This window comes from Burkholderia sp. ABCPW 14, assembly GCF_001523835.1.
GTDB lineage: Bacteria > Pseudomonadota > Gammaproteobacteria > Burkholderiales > Burkholderiaceae > Burkholderia > Burkholderia mayonis.
In genome coordinates, this window is sequence record NZ_LOVS01000061.1 from 61,074 (window position 1) to 79,954 (window position 18,881).

The window sequence follows — 18,881 nt, forward strand, 5'->3', positions numbered from 1 at the left end:
CAGCGGCTTTCGCGCTCATCGCGCGGGGGGCGCACACTTCTCCATCCCCTCGCGAACCTGCTCGGGGGTCAAGTCGTGCTTGTGCGTCGCGACCGACCAGCGATGGCCGAACGGGTCTTCGATCTGGCCGTAGCGGTCGCCCCAGAACATGTCGGCCGGGGGCATCGTCAGCTTCGCGCCCGCTTGCACCGCGCGCGCGATGACCGCGTCGACGTCCGGCACGTACAGATGGATGAACACGGGCGAACCTTTCAGCGCTCTCGGCCCGAGCGCGCCGCAGTCCCCCATTTCGTCGACGAGCATCAGCGTCGAATCGCCGATCCTGACGGCCGCATGCATCAGCCGCCCGGATGCGCGCGACGGCAGCCGCGTGATTTCGACGGCGTCGAACGCCTTCTTGTAGAACTCGATCGCGGCGGCGGCGCCGTCGCAAATCAGATGAGGGGTCAGCGAGTGCATCCCCTCGGGGATCGGTTTGACTGCGGTAGGCATGATCGCGGCTCCTTGGCTCCGAATGGTTTCATCGACCGAGCGCGCCGCTCGCGCGGAGACGCTCTATCGCCACGACGAACGAATCCGGCGGAAATCGACATGCGCCGCAAAATAAATTCCAGCGAGCGAGACGCCGGCCGCAACCGGCGCAACCGGCGCAACCGGCACAACCGGCACAACCGGCGCGATCGGGGATCGACGCGGCGCGGCGGACGGCGCCGCGCAATTCGTCGAACCGCGTCCGTCCGGCCGGACCATGCGCGCGGCGGATGACGAAGTGAAAGGAAAAGGAATCGGCGACGCGCGGCGGCCGCACCCGCCGGTTATCAACAATTTCTGTCGACAAACATGTGGATATCCTGAGCACGCGCGCGCCAACCCGTTGAAACCACGACGCTTTCCGCGGCGCGGCAATCCGCGGGCAGCGGCCGCGCGCGGTGCGTCAGCGTTTTTCGAGGTTTGCCTTCAGCTCGCTTGCCTTGTCGCGCAACGCCTCGTAGCCGGACCGCGCGTGCTCCGGCAGGTCGGGATCGCCGACGAGCGCGCCGAGCGTCTCGATCAGGCTGAACAGGATGCCCTTCGCCGCGCCGGCCGCGATGCTCTGCGACTGAATCGATTCGTGCAGGTGGTCGACCGCCGCCTCGAACTGCTCGAGCTTCGGCTGATCGTCGTGCGGACGTGCATCGTCCGGCTTCTCGTTCGTCATGGTGATTGCCTCCAATATCGGCGCGTTGCGAATCGTTGATCGATGCCGTCATTGTATGGCGCGCGGCGCGCGCCGGACGCGAGCCCGCGCAATCTTTACAGCACCGCGACGACGCGCGCGCTGCCGGGCTCGGCCGCCGCGACCACCTGCCCTTCGACGCGCCGGAACGTCAGCGACACGCTGTCGTCGCCGACGCGCAGATCGTCAACCCGCAGCCAGTCGACGCCTTCCGGCAGCTGCGGCCGCTCGATCCGCACTTCGCCGCGCGCCGCGTCGACCGAAATGCCGAGGCACGCCTGCAGCATCATGAACGGCGCACCCGCCGCCCACGCCTGCGGCAGGCACGCGACCGGATACGCGGTCGGCGGCTCGCCGCGCCGGCGCGGGAAGCCGCAGAAGAGCTCGGGCAGCCGCATGTCGAAGCTCACGGCCGCCTCGAACAGCGCGCGCAGCAGGTCGAGCACCGAGCGCTTGTCGCCGTAGCGCGCAAGGCCCCGCGCGGCAAGCGCGTTGTCGTGCGGCCAGACCGAGCCGTTGTGATACGCCATCGGATTGAAGCGCGGCTGCCCGGCCGCTAGCGTGCGCACGCCCCAGCCGGTTCTGAACAGCGTCGAGCCGAGCACGCGCGCGACCGATTCGCCGCGGCGCTGCTCGGGCAGGCCGAATGCGAGCAGGTGCGCGGCATTCGACGCGAGCACGCGGCACAGCTCGCCGCGCCCGTCGACCGCGATCCCGTAGAAGCCCGCTTCCGGCATCCAGAACAGCGCCTCGACCTGCTCGCGCAGCGTCTTCGCGCGCTGCGCGTAGCGCACGGTGTCGAGCGCATGGCCGCGCCGGTGCGAGAACGCCGACATCGCGTCGAACGCCGCGCACGCGTACGCCTGCACTTCGACGAGCGCGATCGGCCCGATCGGAAAGCGGCCGTCCGCATGGAACACCGAATCCTGGCTGTCCTTCCAGCCCTGGTTCGCGAGACCGCGCGCGGACGTGCGCTGATAGTCGAGCAAGCCGCGCGGATTGCGGTCGCAGACGCTCATCACCCATTGCGCGGCGCGCTCGAGCGCGGGCCACAGCTCGTCGATCAGCGCCTCGTCGCCGGTGTGCTCGAGATACGCGCCCGCGAGCACGACGAAGAGCGGCGTGGTGTCGACGCCGCCGTAGTAGAGCGCGAACGGCACTTCGCCCGTCGCCGCCATCTCGCTTCGGCGGAACTCGTGCATGATCTTGCCCGGCTCCGCGTCGCGAAACGCGGACGTCTCGCGCGCCTGATGCTCGGCGAGAAACCGCAGCACGCCGCGCGCGAGCGACGGCTGCAACCACAGCATCTGCAGCGACGTGATCACCGCGTCGCGGCCGAACGGCGTCGAGAACCACGGGATGCCCGCGTACGGATACGGGCCGGTTTCGAGCGACGTCGTCAAGAGGCCGAGGTCGGCGAGCGAGCGGTCGAGCCACGCGTTGAAAAGCGGATTGCTCGTGTGCACGCGCGCGATCGTGCGCCGCCGCTCGCGCATCGCGCGATGCACGTCGGAGAGCGCCTTGCGGAGCGCGCCGCGCCCGGTCGCGATGCACGGCCGCTGCGCGAACGCGCCGCCGCCCGGATGCGCCGCGCCGATGCGCGCCTCGACCGTCAGATACAGCGATACGCACGCCTGCGCGGCGATCGTCAGCGTGTAGTCGGCGCGATCGACCGACAGCGTGTCGGGCTTCGGCTCGAAGCCGATCTGCACGCTCCGCTCGACGGCGTCGAGCCCGTCGTAGCGCAGCTTGACCGCGCCCGCCTCGACGCACGGCGGCGCGATCGCGCCGCGCCGCTCGCGCCGCGAACCGCGCACTTCGAACATGTCCTTGAAGTCCGCGCCGAACGACACCGACAGCGGCACCTCGGCGTCGCTCGTGCCGTAGTTCGTCAGCGTGAGCGCCTCGTACAGCACGTTGTCGGCGAGCACCCGCATCCGCTCGATGTGGATCACGCCTTCGGGCGTCTCGCGGCCGCCGAGCGGCGGCAGCGGACGATTCGTCAGGTGCGCGGCGAACGACGCGTTGTCCACGCTCGTCGCGCCCGACAACAGCGACGGCGCGCGGCCGCCGAACGTCAGCCGCCATTGCGACAGCACGCGCATGTCGTCGACGAAAAGGCCGTCGTCGCGGCCGCCGATATCGCCGAGCGCATCGCTGACGACGAACGCGTCGCCCGTCTTCAGCACGAACTGGCTGCCGCGCACGGCCGTCTGCGTGTCGGGCTCGGGCGCGATGAACGCGGGGGCGGACGGCGTCGCCGTCGTCTGCGCAATGGGCGCGGGTGAAGATGCGGACGCGGCCTGCGGCGCACGCGGGGAAGAAGTGTCGGCTTGCCTCGGCATCGGAACTCCTGGGCTGGACGCGGCGCGCCGGGTGCGCCGCATTTTTCGCACAGGATAGGATAGAACGCGCCGGGTGCGCAGCGTCGGCCGGGTGCGATCATGCCGATCGCGCGTATTTCGCCGATTTTGCTGTCCTGGGTGACGATCTGTCCGAGGAATTGGCCAGTCGGTGGATCGGTGGATCGGTGGATCGACAGGGTTCGCGCATCCACGAGCTCGCACACCGCCCGGAACAGCGGGCCCGCGTTCGTATAGCGGCTGCCGCACGCGAGGTTGAATGCGCAGTCGAAATCGGCGGTTCGTTCACCGAATCGGCAAACCGTCGGCAGTGCGTCGCGCACGCGACGCCGCGAACCGCCGACCTGCGTCATGTCGCGCGATTCGAGAACCCGCGCGAATCAGAACCGCCACGACACATTGCCGAGCACCGCATTGTCGCGCACGCCGCTGCCGTATTGCCCGCTGTACGACACGCCGAGCGTCAGGTTCTTCGTGACGCTCGCGTCGATGCCGAGCTCGAGCACCGCGCTGTCGCGCGCGATCGGCACGCCCGCGACCTGGAACGACGAGCCGCCGCCGACGAATGCGAACGTCGACGTCGGCCGCGCGCTGCCGAACGCGTGCCGCCAGCCGGCCATCGCGCGCGCGGTCAGCGTGCCCTTCGCGAGCACGCCGAGCTCCGTCGCCGCGCGCACGCCGAGCGTCGAGAACGCGACGTTGCTCGTGCCCGCATCGCTCTTCAGCGCGGCCGCGCCGCCGCTCTCCTGATAGCCGTCGGTGTGCAGGCTCACGTACGCGAGCCCGGCGAACGGCTCGAGCGCGAAGCGTCCGACCGGAATCGCATAGCCGAGCTCGCCGAACACCTGCCCCGAGTTCGCGTCGTAGCCGGCCGAGTTGTGATCGCGGAAGTTCGCGAACGACGGGGAGCGGTCCGTGTCGATCCGATACCACGTGTAGACCGCGCCGCCGCGCACGCCCCACGCGCCGTACTGCGCGCCGCCGTACAGCGCGACGTAGTAGCTGTTCAGCGCCGCCGACGAGTTCAGATCGTTGTCGAGCGAGCTGTGCGTAACGCCCGCCGCGACGCCCGCGCGCCAGCGGTCGTTCAGCGCGACGTCCGCGCCGGCAATGAAGCCCGTCATGCTGCGATTGAGCGTCGATGCGTTACCGTCGCTCGCAAGCCGGCTGCGGCCGCCGAACGCCTGTCCCCAAACGACCGGGCGATACGGCGTGCCGCCGACGCAGCGCTCGCGCGAGCCGGGCCGCCGTTCGGGCGGCATCGCGTCGTTGCGCGGTGCGCCGCCGCCCGCGTCGTCGCACAACGCCGCGCCGCCCGCCGACAACGCGGCGAGCGGCCCCGAGCCCGGCGCGAGCCCCTCGCGCACGCGGTCGGTCACCGCATCGCGCACATAGCGGCTGTCGGTCAGCAGCATGCTCTTCATGCTCGCCTGCAGTTCGCCGTCGAGCTGCGAGAACGCGCTGCGCGCGGTCGGCGCGTCGGTGACGAGCACGGTGTCGAAGAGCGGGTTGCCCGCGCCGAGCGTGCCGAGCGCGCCCGCGACGGCCGTCTGGTTCTGCGTCGTCGCGACCGACGTGAACGGCGTGCTGTTCGGCGTGAGCCGCAGGAACACGTGGTTCGCATCGTAGCCGAGCGTCGGCGTGACGAACGCGTACGTCGAATTCACGCCGGCGAATTGCCCCTGGACGCCTGCGCCCGCGCTCAGGATCGTGTAAGTCGTGTTCGCCTGATAGGTCGCCTGGCTCGCGAGCACTTGCACGGTGCCGCCGTTCAGCGTCGCCGAGCCGGTCGCCGCGAGGCTGCCGCTTTGCTGCGGATTCGCGGCCACCTGCAGCGTCGAACCCGCCTGGAACGTCACGTTGCCCGACACGCCGAGCACCTGCCCCGGCTGCGGCAGCGACGCGATGCCGCCGCTCGCGACGACGAGCCCGCCGAGCGTGCCGGTGCCGGTGACGATCGCGCCGTTCTGCACGGTCACCGTCGAATTGGCGAGCGAGCCGTCGACGGCAAGCGTGCCGGCCGCGACCGTCGTCGGCCCGGTCAGCGCGCTCGCGCCCGTCAGCGTCAGCACGCCGCTGCCCGCCTGCGTCAGCGACCCCGAGCCCGTTATCGCGCCGCCGTAAGTCACGTTGCCCGCTTCGTCGAAGACGAGCGCGCCGTTGTCGGCGACGTTGCCGGCGAGGCTGCCCGTCGTCCCGCCGTTGCCGATCTGCAGCGTGCCGCCGCTCGCGATCGTCGTGCCGCCCGTGAACGTGTTCGCACCCGTCAGCGTGAGCGGCACGCCGCCCGACACCGTCAGCGAGCCGCCGCCCGTGAGCGCGCCGCCAAAGCTGCCGCCGCCCGACACGGCCAGGCTGCCGGTGCCGGTGTCGATCGTGCCGCCCGCCGCGCCGTTCAGCGTCGGCAGCGACACGTTCGAGCCGCCGAGCGCGACGCTGCCGCCGTTCACCGTGAGGCCGCCCGTGCCGAGCGCGCTGCCGTTGCCGACGACGACCGTGCCCGCGTTGACCGTCGTGCCGCCCGCGTACGTGTTCGCGCCGCCGAGCGTCAACGTCGACTGGCCGTTCATCACGAGGCCGCCCGAACCCGACACGACGCCCGACAGCGTCAGGCTCTGCGTGCCGCCGACCGTCGCGGTCGAGTTCAGCGCGACCGCGTTCGACAGGTTCACCGCGGCCGTCGTGTCGATTGTCGTCGGCGCGGCGACCGTCACCGTGCCGACGCCGAGCGCGCCGTTGCTGCCGAGCGCGACCGTGCCGCCCGCGAGCGTCGTGCCGCCCGAGTACGTGCTGTTGCCGGCCAGCGTCTGCGTGCCGGGGCCGGCGAGCGTCACGCTGCCGGTGCCTGCGATCGTGCCGGCGTAGGTCGCGCTGCCGCTGCCCGCGAGCGTCAGCCCATTGCCGCCGAGCGCGACCGTCGTGCCCGCGACGCCCGACAGGCCGCCGAGCGTCACCGCCCCCGTCGCACCGCTGATGTCGAATGCCGCGCCCGCGCCGGCGAGATTCACCGCGCCCGTCGCCGCGAGGCTACCGCCCGCGCCCAACGCGAGCGTGCCCGCATTGATCGTCGTGCCGCCCGTGTACGCGTTCGCGCCCGTCAGCGTCAGCGTGCCGCTGTCGTTCTTCGTCAGCGCGCCGCTGCCCGAGATCACGCCCGACAGCGTGAGCCCCGTCGCGCCCTGCACCGTCAGGCCGCCCGTGCCGAGCGTCACGTTGTTGCTCACGTCGAGCCCCGCGGTGCCCGCCTGCAGCGCGCCGCCGTTGCCGGTGATCGTGCCCGTGCCGAGCGACGCGTTGTTGCCGATGATCGCGACGCCGCCAGCGAGCGTCGCGTCCTGTGCGGTCGACGCGCCGCTGATCGTCCACGCGCCGCTCGTCACATCGAGATGATTGAAGTTGATGTAGTTGTTGACGGCGATCGCGCCTGTCGCCGGGCCGCCCGCGGCCTGCTGCAGCACGAGCGTGTTGTTGCCGCCCGCGCCGCCGTCGACGATGCCCGTCGCCGCGAAGCCGAGCGTGATCGAGCCGACGCCGATGTTCAGCGACAGCGCAGTGCCGCCCGCCGCGCTGACCGTCGAGCCCGTCATCGCGGTGAACGTGTTCGTGCTGTTCGCGCCCATCGACACGCTGCCGTCGATCGTTCCCGAGTTGACGAACGTGTTGCCCTGCCCGGCAGTGCCGTTCGACTGAAACGCGATCCGGCCGGTAATCGTGCCGCTGTTCGTGTAGTTGACCTGGCCGCCGCCGTATGCGGCGACGACGGGCGAATCCGGACCGAGCAGCGTCGCGCCGACGAGCGGCGTCGAGCCGATCGTCCCGGTGTTCGTGATGTTCGATACGCCGCCCGTGCCGTTCTGTACCGCGAGCGCCATCCCGGTCAGCCCGCTGATCGACACGCCCGTCGTGCCGTTCATCGTGCCGTTGTTCGTGACGGTGGTCGTGCTCGGCGACGCGTTGCCGACCACCGTGCCGCTCGACAGGATGCCGAGCCCGGAGCCGAGCACCGTCGGATCGATCGTGCCGTTGTTGGTCAGCGTGACGCCGCTGCCCGTCAGCGAGAGCGCGGTGCCGCCGACGCCGAGCAGCACGCCGAGGCTCGCGCCGCTGTTGACCGTCACATTGAGATTGTTGCCGCTGTTCGCGTAGCTCGGCGCGAGCGGATTGGCCGCGCCCGAGCAGGTGACGGTCGTGCCGACGGCGGTACAGGCCGCATGCGCCTGGATGATGCCGGCGCCGACGAGCGCGACGAACACGCCCATCGACGGCACGAGTTTGGGAAGTTCGCCGGTTTTTCTTGACCGCACGCGGCTCATGTTGTCCCCTCCCTGCTAACGAAAATAGACGTCGAAGGAAACTGCCTGGCGCGGCTGGAAATGCACCGACGATTCGATTCGGAGAACCGTCGTGACGAAGCATCTCGTCCGGCTGCACGAAGGCGGCCGGCTGCTTCAAAAGAAAGACGAAAGTTCTAAACCCCGTGAAAACGCGAACGCTGATTGGCTAAGCGAACGGCATGACGACGCCCCCTCCGGCGACGACATCTCGAGTTAGTCTAGTTAATGCGGATGGCGACTTGTGAAAAGGCTATATCAAAGCAATCGGACATGCAAAAAACGGAACGATCCTCTTGGAGGTGTCGGCAGCGAACTCGATGCAACACGACGATTCCATTTTCGGGACAAAGTCGTCGAGGGTTTCGAAAAACAAGAGTCGTTCGGACCGAGATCGCACGGCGCCGCACGCTCCCTTCCGGATCGGCAACACGCACTCGCCATCCTCTTTGTCATTTCCGTCGATTCTTCCTATTATTTCTTTTCAATCTCCGCCAGGTGCCATATAGCAAATTCATTCACCTCTTAATCATTTTTCAATTTGCTTTGCAATTCTGATCAAGATTAATCACGTCATTTGAATTGATCTGCCTCAACGCGGCAAACCCGCCGTCTTACAGGATAGAGACAAAACCCGCCACATGAACGGAGGCCATGATGGAAATTTCGTTGAGAGATCTGCTGACGGTGCTGCACGGAATGGGATTCGGCGCGTTGTTCATGCTCGCCTTTTCCGGCGCGATCGCCGAGCTCTATCGCATATCCGCGGCCGGCGCGCCCGCCGTGCCCACGCCGCGTGAACACCGGCTGCCGATGATCTATCTGTCTGCAATGGTGATCCTCGCGTGGGCGACGGTGTTCTCCGGCGCATACGTCGTCTATCCGTGGTATCGCGCGGTGCCGCCGTCCGGCCTGACCGATCTCGCGAATTATCCGCAGCGTCTGTTGATGTCGAGCCGCGACACGTCGGGCTGGCACAGCCTCGGGATGGAATGGAAGGAGCACGTCGCGTGGCTCGCGCCGATCGCGATGACGATGGTCGCCTACGTGTTCGGCAAGTACGGCCTGGCGCTCGGCAAGCAACGCCAGATTCGCAACGCAGTGCTGGCGTTCACCGCCGTCGCGTTCATCGCAACGGGCGTCGCGGGCGCATTCGGCGCATTCCTCAACAAGTACGCGCCGGTCCGTGGCGGCGCCGCCATCCATCTCATGACAGGAGAATGAAGATGCCTACCTCTCATCCGCGCACCGCCGCGCAGCGTACCGGCGCAGGACAACCTCACTCATCCGTAGCGAACGAGCCGGCGACCGCATCGTCGCACACGCATGCGCCCGCTTCGGCCGACGTGCTGCCGAACGGTCCGGCCGCCGCCGCCATTCTCGCGGCCGGCATCGGCTGCTTTGCCGTCGGGCTCTTCGCGCTCGCCGGCGACGCGTTCCGCCCGATTGCGCATTTCTTCACGTTCTACAAACCCACCGGGCCGCTTTCGGGCGTGACGACGAGCGCGATCGTCGTCTGGCTGCTGTCGTGGGCCGTGCTGTCGCGCCAGTGGAGCGCGAAATCGGTCGCGCTCGGCCGCGTGACGGCAATCGCCTTCGTGCTGTTGACACTCGGCGTCCTGCTGACCTTCCCACCGTTCATGGATCTGCTGCAGCGCAAGTAGCCACGCGCATGTCGAGGGCGCATCACGCGCCCTCGACATGCGCGGCGCTTCACTCGTCGCGTTGCGTAAACGACAAAGCCCGTGGCAACGACCTTCGACGATTGATCCAAATCAATTTCCACAAATACGGCGCTCTTACACTCGCCTCACCGATATCGATCGATTCATCGAACAATGAGTTGGCATCACGGCCCATTTCAAACAATCGAAACGATATTGAAAGAAAAAAGACAATCGTAAAAGATATCGGCGAGAACATCGATTTGCATGCGCTGGAGAAATGGCGGCTCCTCAACGGGAACCTGCTCGACAAGCCCTAACGAGAAACAACAAGGGGGCGGTATGTTGAATCGCATCCGTCGTGGTTTCATCGCAATCCTTGCGTGCGTGTCCGGGGTGCTGTTTCTGTCGAACGACGCCGCTGCGATACCGGCGTTCGCGAGACAAACGGGGCTCGCCTGCGTCGCCTGTCACGTGAGCTTTCCGGAGCTCACGCCGTTCGGGCGCTTCTTCAAGCTGACGGGCTACACGCTGTCGAACAAGTTCACGATTCCGCTCGCGGGCATGGTTCAAGTGTCGCAAACCAACACCCGCTCGATCGACAACCGGAATTACGACTTCGCCCGCAATCAGGACGTCGTGCTGCAGCAGGCGAGCCTGTTCTACGGCGGCCGCATCGCGGGCCCGGTCGGCGCGTTCGCGCAGTGGACGTACGACGGCGTCGCGCATCACAGCGGCATCGACAACACCGACATCCGCGCAGCCGGACACTTCACCCGCGACGACGTCGACTTCATCTACGGCGTCACGGTCAACAACAACCCGACCGTCTCCGACGTGTGGAACAGCACGCCGGCGTTCGGCTATCCGTACGCGTCGAGCAGCGTATCGCTCACGCCGACGGCAAGCACGCTGATCGACGGCGGACTCGCGCAGCAAGTCGTGGGCTTCGCCGCATACGCGTTCTGGCAGCGCAGCATCTACGCGGAAGTCGGTTTCTATCGGACTGCCGATCAGATGTTCTCGGTGTTCCGCACCGGCCAGGACATCGGCACACCAGGCGGCGTAATGCGGCTGAGGGGCGCGAATCCGTACTGGCGCGTCGCTTACAACCGCGAATGGGGCCCGCATTCGCTGATGCTCGGCACGTTCGGCCTGATCGCGGACGTGTATCCGGACAACACGATGCCCGCGACGCCGACCGACCGCTTCACCGACATCGCCCTCGACGCGCAGTATCAATATCTGACGCTGTCGCACGCGTTCACGACACAGCTCACGTTCATCCACGAGAAGCAGAACTGGAGCGCGAGCTTCCCGAGCGGGGGCATCGGCGCGGGCCCGACGCCGGCCAATCCGACCGACCATCTGAACACGTTCAAGGCGAAGGCTTCGTACTACTACCAGCGCAAGTACGGCGCGACGCTCGCGTACTTCTCGACGACGGGCGATACCGATGCGGGGCTGTACGGCGCGACACCCGTAACGGGCAGCGCGAACGGCAGTCCGGACACGCGAGGCATCATCGCGGAGCTCGACTATCTGCCGCACCCGCAAGTGAAGCTGTCGTTGCAGTACACATGGTTCCTCAAGTTCAACGGAGGACGCTTCAACTACGACGGCAACGGCCGAAACGCGAGCGACAACAACACGCTGTACTTCCTCGCGTGGTTCGTGTTCTGAGGTCGACCGCGCCCATTCATCGCCAACCCGCTTGCCCCGCCGAGAACGATCATGAAGAAGCTGCTTGCGTTACCGATCTGGGTCGCGGCGCTCGCCGCGGCGCTCGGCGGCTGGCCCGCCGTCTTCGCGCACGCGCAGAACGGCGCGCGGCTCGCCGCGCAGCTCTGCGCCGCCTGCCACGGCGCGCACGGCCGCAGCGAATCGCCGATGTTCCCTCGGCTCAATGCGCAGACGAACGAGTATCTGAGCGCGCAGCTCAAGGGCTTTCGCGAGCATGCGCGCGGCGAGACCGACGCGCGCGCGTACATGTGGGCCATCGCGTCGCAGCTCGACGATGCGACGATCGCGTCGATCGCCGACTACTACTCGCATCAGGAACCGACGCACGGCGAACCCGGCGATCCGGCGCTCGTCGCGAAGGGGCAGGACATCTTCGAGCATGGCGTGCCGCAGCAGGGCACGCCGGCGTGCGCGTCGTGCCATGGGCAGAACGCGCAAGGCGTCGGCACGTTTCCGCGGCTTGCGGGACAGCACGAAGCCTACCTGGTGCGGCAGATTCAGGTGTTCAAGAACGGCACGCGCGCGAATGCGCCCGTCATGAGCGCGGTTGCGCATACGCTCAATACCGATCAGGCGAAGGCCGTCGCGGCGTGGTTGCAGTCGCGTTAGCGAGGTGCGGCGGGCAGACGGGCACTTGACGGCGCGGCCGAATCAGCGATTCAGGCCGATATCGTCCGCATCTTCGTCGCCGGCCTCGAACCCGCCCCGCCCCATCGCCGCGCCCGCGCCGCGCACCGCGCAGGTCAGCGGGTCGTCGGCGACCCGCGCGACGAGCCCCGTCTCGTCGTAGAGCCGCTTGCCGAGATGCGCGAGCAGCGCGCCGCCGCCCGTCAGCACGATGCCGCGATCCGCGATGTCCGTGATGAGCTCGGGCGGCGCGTTCTCGAGCGCGCCCTTCACCGCGCTCACCACCTGGTTCAGCGGCGCGGCGAGCGCGTCGGCGATGTCGTGGTTGCTGAGCTGAATCGTGCGCGGCAGGCCGTCCGCGACGCTGCGCCCGACCGCATGGATCGATTCGCGCGGCACCCGACAGCTCGCGGCGCCGATCACCTTCTTCACGTGCTCGGCCGTATGCTCGCCAAGCAGCACGCCGTACACGTTGCGGACGTGATTGACGATCGCCGCGTCGAACTGATCGCCGCCGACGCGGATCGCCTCGCGATAGACGATCCCGCCGAGCGCGATCACCGCGACCTCGGTCGTGCCGCCGCCGATGTCGACGACCATCGACCCGACCGCCTCCATCACCGGCAGCCCCGCGCCGAGCGCGGCGGCGAGCGGCTCGCTGATCAGGCTGACCCGCGATGCGCCCGCCGCGAGCGCCGCCTCGCGGATCGCGCGCTGCTCGACCGCCGTCGCGTTCGACGGCACGCAGATCGTGAACTCGACGCGCCGCCCGAACAGCGAGCGCGCGTGCGACATGCCGACGAACTGCCGCATCATCTGCTCGGCCGCGTGATAGTTCGCGACGACGCCGTGCCTGAGCGGCCTGACGGCCTCGAGATGCTCGGGCGAGCGCCCGAGGAGCGCCTTCGCCTGCTCGCCGACCGCCTCGACGCGCGCCTTCTCCGTCGGGCCGCCCCGCTTGCGGAAGCAGACGACCGACGGCTGATTCAGCACGACGCCGCGATCGCGAACGTAGATCTGCGTGCTCGCGGTGCCAGGATCGACCGCGACGTTATGCGCAAAGAACCTTCCGAGAAAGGGTGCCGCCATGGTGAAGCCTCTATCGAATCGTATGGAAGGATTTTGCGGATGCGTCGCCGGCCGCCCCCGGGCCGGTTGCCGGCGACGAGCACAATCCACTCAGTCGCTTAGCGGCAGGATGCCTGAATACTTTAGGAGATTTCATGAATTTTCTATAGCGCGCCAGGTCGCTTTGCGCCGCCCGCCGGGGCGGTTCGCGACAACGCGTGGTCGCGGCCCGGCAAAAGCGGTACTCTCTCGCTTTTGCCGATTCCGGATCGGCCCTCCCGATTGTTCAGTCCGACCACGCCATAGCAACGATAATGACGGTGCTCGCCTCCTTCGCCCGTCCGGGCCTTCGCGTTCCCGGCCTCGTGGCCGCTTTCCTGTTTGTCTGCGTCGCGGCGGGCCGGCCCGCGTCCGCCGATGCGGCCGGCGCCGCCGCTGCCATGGCGGGAGCCGCCGCAACGTCGGCGACCACGCCGGGGACCACGCCCGTGGCCGCACCGGGCGCGACGCCCGTCACGGCGACGAAAGCTGCTTCTGCGGCCGCCGCGACGTCGGCGACGGCTACGGCATCGCCCGCGTTGGCTTCGGCCACCGCGGGTTCGCCCACATCCGTGGACGCCGCGGCCGCATGGTCTTGGGTCGCCGGCCGGCAAACCGCCACCGCCGCATCGAACACCCCGTCGATCGACGAGACGAACGCCGGCGGCGCAGCACCGGCCCGGGCGACGCCCGCGTCCGCCTTGCCCGCTCCGGCCGCCGCATCGACGTCCGCCCAGGCCGCGCCGTCATCGGCCGGCGCGGGCGAATTCGTCTGCACGCCTGACGGCGGCAACCCCGGCCGGCCGTCGATCGGCCTCGTGCTGTCGGGCGGCGGCGCGCGCGGGTACGCGCATCTCGGCGTGCTGAAAGTGCTCGAGGCGAACCGGATTCCGGTCGACTGCATCGCGGCGACGAGCATGGGCGCCGTCGTCGGCGGCCTGTACGCGACCGGGATGACCGCGCAGGAAATGCAGCGGCGGCTGTCGCAGGTGAACCTCGCCGACATCGCGTTCGACGTGACCGACCGCGCGGACCTGCCGCAAAAGAAACGCGAGGACGACCGGCTTTACATCGACAGTCTGACGATCGGCTTCGATTCGAAGGGCTTCAAGGCGCCCGTCGGGCTCGTGCAGGGCAACCGGCTGCAGGCGCTCCTCGCGAACTGGACGGCCGCCGTGCCGACGAACCAGCCGTTCGACCGGCTGCCGATCCCGTATCGCGCGATCGCGACCGACCTGCAGACCGGCCAGAAGGTCGTGCTCGACCACGGCTCGCTGCCGCTCGCGATCCGCGCGAGCATGGCGCTGCCGGGGCTCTTCTCGCCCACCGAGATCGACGGCCGCGCGCTCGTCGACGGCGGGCTTGTCGGCAATCTGCCCGTCGACGCCGCACGCGGGATGGGCGCGGACGTCGTGATCGCCGTCGACATCGGCTCGCCGCTGCGTCCGCTGAATGCGCTGGCGTCGCCCGCCGACGTGATGCAGCAGATGATCGGCATCCTGATCCGGCAGAACGTCGCCGAACAGCGCAAGCAGCTGAAGGCGGACGACATCCTGCTGCAGCCGGACCTCGGCAAGCAGAGCTTCACCGATTTTCAGACCGCGAACCAGGCGATCGCCGCGGGCGAAGCGGCCGCCGTGGCCGCGCTGCCGCGGCTCATGCGCTACGCGCTGTCGCCCGAGCAGTACGAAGCGTACCGGGCCGCGCACATGCGGCCGCCGCCGCAGCCGATCCGCATCACGTCGATCGAGATCCGGACCAACGGCTCGTCGGTGCCGAAGCGGGTCGTGCGCAACGCGCTGCGCGTGAAGCCGGGCGACGTCTACGATCCGCAGGCTGTGAGCACCGACCTGCTGTCGCTGACGACGAGCGGCAATTTCGAGAACGTCACGCAGCAGATCGTCAACGAAGGCGACGAGCACCGGCTCGTGATCGACGCGCAGGAGAAGTACTGGGGGCCGAACTTCCTGTTGTTCGGGCTCGGGATGTCGAGCAGCTCGACGGACGAAGGCGGCTTCCGGCTGCATCTCGGATACCGGCGGCCGTGGCTCACGCCGTCCGGCCTCGAATTCCGCGCGGACACGACGCTCGGCAGCGACAGGCAGTCGGCCCACGTTGAAGTGCGGCAGCCGCTGTCGGACAAGATCGGCTATTACATCGCGCCTTATGCGGATTACCAGCGGCGTTTCGCGAACCTCTACGACGGAGAGAGCGATGTCAAGGTCACGCAATACCGCATCCAGACCACACGGGTCGGCCTCGACCTCGGGCTGCCGCTCGCGCGGCTCGGCGATTTCCGCATCGGGCTCGCGTATACGCACGTGGCGGCCGCGCCTTCGTACAACCTGCGGCTCGACGGGTTCGTCGATGACGACGGCAATCCCGTCAGTTCGCTATTCCCGTCTTGGTACGGGCGGCAGATCAGCGCGCGCGCCCGGCTCGTCATCGACCAGCTCGACGATCCGGTCTTCCCGCGCAAGGGCTATTTCGCGGAACTCCGCGCCGAGCGGTCGCTGTCGACGAGCGACGACAAATTCACCGACGTCTACGGCAAGCTGATGATCGCCGAGCGATTCGGCCGACACAGCGTGAGCGCGAGCGTCGAGGCGGGCAAGAGCTTCGGCGGCGTGAACCTCAGCAATCCGCTCGGCTATACGCTCGGCGGCTTCCAGCATCTGTCCGCGTACGCGGCCGACCAGTTGAGCGGCGACGCGCTCGTTTATGGCCAGATCACGTACATGAATCAGTTGGCGACGTTCAATGCGTCGCCGATCAAGGCGCTTTACGTCGGCGCGAGCGCGGAAGTCGGCAACGTGTGGTCGCTCGACACGATGTTAAGCAGCGGTCCGCTCAAGCAGAGCTACACGTTCTTCACCAGCCTCACGACCGCGTTCGGGCCGGTGTACGTCGGCGTCGCGCTCGCGCCGGGTGGGCGGCGCAACCTCTACTTCCAGCTCGGCCACTCATATTGAGCCGGCGGGGTCGGGCGCGGCCGGCCCGCCGGCCCGGCGCGAGCCGGCGCGGGGACGAATGCGCCGCGCCGGGCCCAAATGCGCCATTCGGTGCCGACCGACGGCGCGCTGTCGCGCGGCGGTTCGAGTCGAGGCGCACGGATGCAGGCGCGCGTGCCGCATGAGCGCACCGGCGCGCGTCACACCGGCCAGCTCATCTCGAAACGCGCCCCCGACAGCAGCAGCGGATCGACGACGGCGACGCGCCCGTTGTGCGCCTTCAGCACCTGCCGCGTGATCGCGAGGCCGAGGCCGTAGCCGGCCGTATGCCGGTCGAGCCGCACGAACGCGTCGAAGATTCGCTCGCGCTCGTCGAGCGGCACGCCGTGCCCGTCGTCCTCGACGTAAATCTCGATGTTGCCGTGACGCATCCGCAGGCCGGCCTCGATCTGTCCGTGTGCGTGCTTGCTCGCGTTGCGCAGCAGGTTGCGCATCGCATACGACATCAGCCGCTTGTCCATCTTCACGCGCACGTCGGCGGGCAGCGCGACGCGCGACTCGATCGTCTTGCTCGGATACAGCAGCGCGGCGTCGGCGACCTGCTTGTCGAACCACGCAACGAGCGCCGTCTGCTCGAGATTCGACTGCAACGAGCTGTATTCGAGCCGCGCGTACGTGAGGCTCATGTCGATCAGCTCGTCGAGCTCGGTCACGTCCTGCTCGATGCTGTCGATCGCGTTCTGATACTCGACCGCCGACCCCGGCTCGCGCAGGCTCTCGAGCGCGAAGCGCACGCGCGCGAGCGGCGTGCGCAACTCGTGCGAGATGCCGTTCGTCAGGTCGCGCTGCGCGGCGATCAATCGCTCCATCCGCATCGCGAGCGCGTTCAGCGTGCGCGCGAGCGGCCCGATGATCACGCTGCGCGACTCGCGCGCGCGCGTGTTGAAGCGCCCGCCCGTGAAGTCGATCGCGCGCTCGCGCACCATCACGAGATCCGACCACACGGGCCGCATCCAGCGAAAGCCGGCGAGCGCCGGCACCGCAAGCACGAATGCCGCGAGCGGCAGCGCGCCGCCCGGCAGCGCGTCGAGTGCGCGCCACACGGTGCGCGGTCCGAGCGCCGAGCATAGCGTCGCGATCGTCCCGCCGACCGTCAACAGCACGAGGCCGACGAGATGCAGATAAGTCCGCAGATAGAGGCGCGACCAGCTCGGAATCCGGTCGGCGCGCGTGTCGGTCCACGAGCGGCGGAAATGCAGCCAGCGCCATTTGCAATAGCGGGGCGGGGACAATCGGTGCGCTTGCGTGTTGTTCATCTTCGTGTCGCGAATGTCGGGGAATCGGTGCTGTGGAGCATCGAACGGAATCCGGCCGCGCCGGTGGCGGATGGTCGCGGCGGACGGCGGCGCACGCGCAGCCGGCTCGTCGAGCATGCGCGGCGCAAACGGCGTGGTGTTTCATCGAGTAAAACCGCAGCGAAGGTCGCGTCGTCTCGCGTTGCATGACTCTGCATTGCATCGCGTTGCGCGTCGTCATGGCGCATCGCCACGCGGCGTCGCTCATGCAGCCCGAAACCGCTGGCGCGACACACGCCGTTTCGAACCATGAAACGCGCCGCTGCCGCAAACGGCCCGGCACATTCGCGACCGGCCCGCGCAGGATCGAAACCGTTCGCCGCGAGCGGCCCGCGCGCCGCCGCGAACCTCGACGCGCAGCTTACTCCCAAGCGTTCTTGCTGAATTGATAACCCCTGCTGCGGATGGTCTTGATCCGCTGCGGACAACTCGCTTCGTCGCGCAGCTTGCGGCGCAGCTTCGAGATCCGGCCGTCGATCGTCCTGTCGAGTCCGTCGAATTCGACGCCGCGCAACTGCAGCATCAGATCGTCGCGACTCACGACTTCGCCCGCATGGCAGGCGAGCACCCACAGCAGGTCGAACTCCGCCGATGTCAGCTCGGGCGTCGTGCCGTCGGGCAGAACGACGGTCCGGTTCGTGCGATCGATCGTGAACTTTCCGAACGTGTGGCTTTCCGGCTGGCCGCCCGCGCCGTCCGCCTGCCGTACCGGCGCGCGGCGCAACTGCGCCTTGATCCGAGCAAGCAGGATGCGCGGCTCGACCGGCTTGTGCACGTAATCGTCCGCGCCGAATTCGAGGCCGAGCAGTTCGTCGAACGGCTCGTCGCGGGCCGTCACCATGATGATGACCCCGTCGTAGTGCTCGCGCGCCTCGCGGCAAATCTCGAACCCGTCCTTGCCGGGCAGGTTCACATCGAGAATCACGAGGTCGGGCCGCCCCGTCAGAATCGCATTGACGGCGTCGTCGCCGTTCAGCACGGTATCGACGACGTACTCGTGTTTGCGCAGGTAGCCCGCGATCAGCGTGGACAGGCGATTGTCGTCCTCGACGAGGAGAATCCGGAAAGGCATGGGCAAATCAGTCGATATAGAAGCCAAATATTATTTAAAACAAGGACTTAGCGCGAACCCGCGAAACTGCCGCACCCACTTTGTAAGATCCCGAAACATTTCGAATGATACTGCGGCGCGAGCCGATGGATGAAACCGTTCCGTCGACGGCCCTGAAAACCCCGCGTCGGCGGCCCGCCCGGCGCGGCTTCGGAGCGCCCGGCGCGACGGCCGTCGCGGATGCGGCGCGCATCGTGCACGCCGGGGATGATCGGCCGCGGTCCACGCGCTTTTCCCCGCGCATGCGTTCGCCGCGCCGCCGATGCGCCGCCGATGCGCCGCCGATGCTGTCGCGGACAAATAGAAATGTCCGGTTTTGTAGCAAATGAAATGTCCGCATGTTGGCGGGGGCGGCAAGCCGGCGTAGGGCGTAGCCCGAAGCCGGCTTGCCGCCCCCGCGGCTGTCTGGCGGA

At 68.1% G+C, this 18,881-nt stretch carries 16 protein-coding genes; 6 read left to right on the forward strand and 10 right to left on the reverse strand.

Features of this window, described 5'->3' with window-relative positions; genetic code table 11:
- Nucleotides 1-15 precede the first annotated feature (15 nt).
- The 5 genes from WS62_RS08805 to WS62_RS08820 all read right to left on the reverse strand — a co-directional run bounded on the left by WS62_RS08805 (nt 16) and on the right by WS62_RS08820 (nt 7,892).
- A complete protein-coding gene (locus WS62_RS08805) occupies nt 16-492 on the reverse strand; it encodes a VOC family protein (RefSeq protein WP_066570208.1) in 477 nt (158 codons plus the stop codon).
- 28 nt (nt 493-520) lie between these two features.
- A complete protein-coding gene (locus WS62_RS36120; protein ID WP_156440913.1) occupies nt 521-838 on the reverse strand; it encodes a hypothetical protein in 318 nt (105 codons plus the stop codon).
- Between the two features lie 96 nt (nt 839-934).
- The gene (locus WS62_RS08810; protein WP_010108389.1) at nt 935-1,198 is read right to left on the reverse strand and encodes a hypothetical protein; all 264 of its coding nucleotides are present in this window, start codon (nt 1,196-1,198) and stop codon (nt 935-937) included.
- Nucleotides 1,199-1,293: 95 nt separating this feature from the next.
- Nucleotides 1,294-3,561 (reverse strand): amylo-alpha-1,6-glucosidase, encoded by a 2,268-nt coding sequence (locus tag WS62_RS08815; RefSeq protein WP_066570210.1) that lies wholly within the window; start codon nt 3,559-3,561, stop codon nt 1,294-1,296.
- A gap of 398 nt (nt 3,562-3,959) precedes the next feature.
- Nucleotides 3,960-7,892: an autotransporter outer membrane beta-barrel domain-containing protein gene (locus WS62_RS08820; RefSeq protein ID WP_066570212.1), complete on the reverse strand. Its 3,933-nt coding sequence runs from the start codon at nt 7,890-7,892 to the stop codon at nt 3,960-3,962.
- 91 nt (nt 7,893-7,983) lie between these two features.
- On the opposite strand from WS62_RS08820, the gene WS62_RS37345 reads away from it, so the two are divergent.
- The 5 genes from WS62_RS37345 (at nt 7,984) to WS62_RS08840 (ending at nt 11,926) form a co-directional block, all read left to right on the forward strand.
- Nucleotides 7,984-8,130: a hypothetical protein gene (locus tag WS62_RS37345; protein ID WP_197422793.1), complete on the forward strand. Its 147-nt coding sequence runs from the start codon at nt 7,984-7,986 to the stop codon at nt 8,128-8,130.
- A 458-nt stretch (nt 8,131-8,588) separates the two neighbouring features.
- Nucleotides 8,589-9,134: a hypothetical protein gene (locus WS62_RS08825; protein WP_082720815.1), complete on the forward strand. Its 546-nt coding sequence runs from the start codon at nt 8,589-8,591 to the stop codon at nt 9,132-9,134.
- Nucleotides 9,131-9,574 carry a hypothetical protein gene (locus WS62_RS08830; protein WP_066570215.1) on the forward strand — a complete coding sequence of 148 codons (444 nt, stop codon included), beginning with the start codon at nt 9,131-9,133 and terminating at the stop codon, nt 9,572-9,574. The genes WS62_RS08825 and WS62_RS08830 overlap by 4 nt, the downstream gene beginning before the upstream one ends.
- A 474-nt stretch (nt 9,575-10,048) precedes the next feature.
- Complete coding sequence (locus WS62_RS08835) at nt 10,049-11,257, forward strand: cytochrome C (RefSeq protein ID WP_197422795.1); 1,209 nt, start codon at nt 10,049-10,051, stop codon at nt 11,255-11,257.
- A gap of 51 nt (nt 11,258-11,308) precedes the next feature.
- Nucleotides 11,309-11,926 (forward strand): c-type cytochrome, encoded by a 618-nt coding sequence (locus WS62_RS08840; RefSeq protein ID WP_066570220.1) that lies wholly within the window; start codon nt 11,309-11,311, stop codon nt 11,924-11,926.
- A gap of 42 nt (nt 11,927-11,968) precedes the next feature.
- Here the strand turns inward: WS62_RS08840 and WS62_RS08845 are convergent, their stop codons facing one another.
- Together WS62_RS08845 and WS62_RS39020 are read right to left on the reverse strand one after the other, a co-directional pair.
- Complete coding sequence (locus WS62_RS08845; RefSeq protein ID WP_066570222.1) at nt 11,969-13,033, reverse strand: rod shape-determining protein; 1,065 nt, start codon at nt 13,031-13,033, stop codon at nt 11,969-11,971.
- 265 nt (nt 13,034-13,298) lie between these two features.
- On the reverse strand, nt 13,299-13,829 hold the full coding sequence (locus WS62_RS39020; RefSeq protein ID WP_442855071.1) for a hypothetical protein: 531 nt from the start codon (nt 13,827-13,829) through the stop codon (nt 13,299-13,301).
- Between the two features lie 40 nt (nt 13,830-13,869).
- Here WS62_RS39020 and WS62_RS08850 point away from each other — a divergent pair, with 40 nt between their 5' ends.
- The gene (locus tag WS62_RS08850) at nt 13,870-16,023 is read left to right on the forward strand and encodes a patatin-like phospholipase family protein (RefSeq protein ID WP_231748233.1); all 2,154 of its coding nucleotides are present in this window, start codon (nt 13,870-13,872) and stop codon (nt 16,021-16,023) included.
- 179 nt (nt 16,024-16,202) lie between these two features.
- On the opposite strand, the gene WS62_RS08855 is transcribed toward WS62_RS08850, so the two are convergent.
- The 3 genes from WS62_RS08855 to WS62_RS37975 form a co-directional block, all read right to left on the reverse strand.
- The gene (locus tag WS62_RS08855; RefSeq protein ID WP_066570240.1) at nt 16,203-17,318 is read right to left on the reverse strand and encodes an ATP-binding protein; all 1,116 of its coding nucleotides are present in this window, start codon (nt 17,316-17,318) and stop codon (nt 16,203-16,205) included.
- A gap of 400 nt (nt 17,319-17,718) precedes the next feature.
- Nucleotides 17,719-18,429, reverse strand: a complete 711-nt coding sequence (locus WS62_RS08860) for a response regulator (protein ID WP_066570226.1) — start codon at nt 18,427-18,429, stop codon at nt 17,719-17,721.
- Nucleotides 18,430-18,463: 34 nt separating this feature from the next.
- Nucleotides 18,464-18,881, reverse strand: a 418-nt coding sequence (locus WS62_RS37975) for a hypothetical protein (RefSeq protein WP_231748234.1), incomplete at its 5' end; no start/stop codon positions are given.

Excerpts from the sequence above, each read along its gene's own strand:
- WS62_RS08805 (WP_066570208.1), bottom strand. The coding sequence starts at position 492 with ATGCCTACCGCAGTCAAACCGATCCCCGAGGGGATGCACTCGCTGACC.
- WS62_RS08810 (WP_010108389.1), bottom strand. The coding sequence starts at position 1,198 with ATGACGAACGAGAAGCCGGACGATGCACGTCCGCACGACGATCAGCCG.
- WS62_RS08815 (WP_066570210.1), bottom strand. The coding sequence starts at position 3,561 with ATGCCGAGGCAAGCCGACACTTCTTCCCCGCGTGCGCCGCAGGCCGCG.
- WS62_RS08820 (WP_066570212.1), bottom strand. The coding sequence starts at position 7,892 with ATGAGCCGCGTGCGGTCAAGAAAAACCGGCGAACTTCCCAAACTCGTG.
- WS62_RS08830 (WP_066570215.1), top strand. The coding sequence starts at position 9,131 with ATGAAGATGCCTACCTCTCATCCGCGCACCGCCGCGCAGCGTACCGGC.
- WS62_RS08840 (WP_066570220.1), top strand. The coding sequence starts at position 11,309 with ATGAAGAAGCTGCTTGCGTTACCGATCTGGGTCGCGGCGCTCGCCGCG.
- WS62_RS08845 (WP_066570222.1), bottom strand. The coding sequence starts at position 13,033 with ATGGCGGCACCCTTTCTCGGAAGGTTCTTTGCGCATAACGTCGCGGTC.
- WS62_RS08855 (WP_066570240.1), bottom strand. The coding sequence starts at position 17,318 with ATGAACAACACGCAAGCGCACCGATTGTCCCCGCCCCGCTATTGCAAA.
- WS62_RS08860 (WP_066570226.1), bottom strand. The coding sequence starts at position 18,429 with ATGCCTTTCCGGATTCTCCTCGTCGAGGACGACAATCGCCTGTCCACG.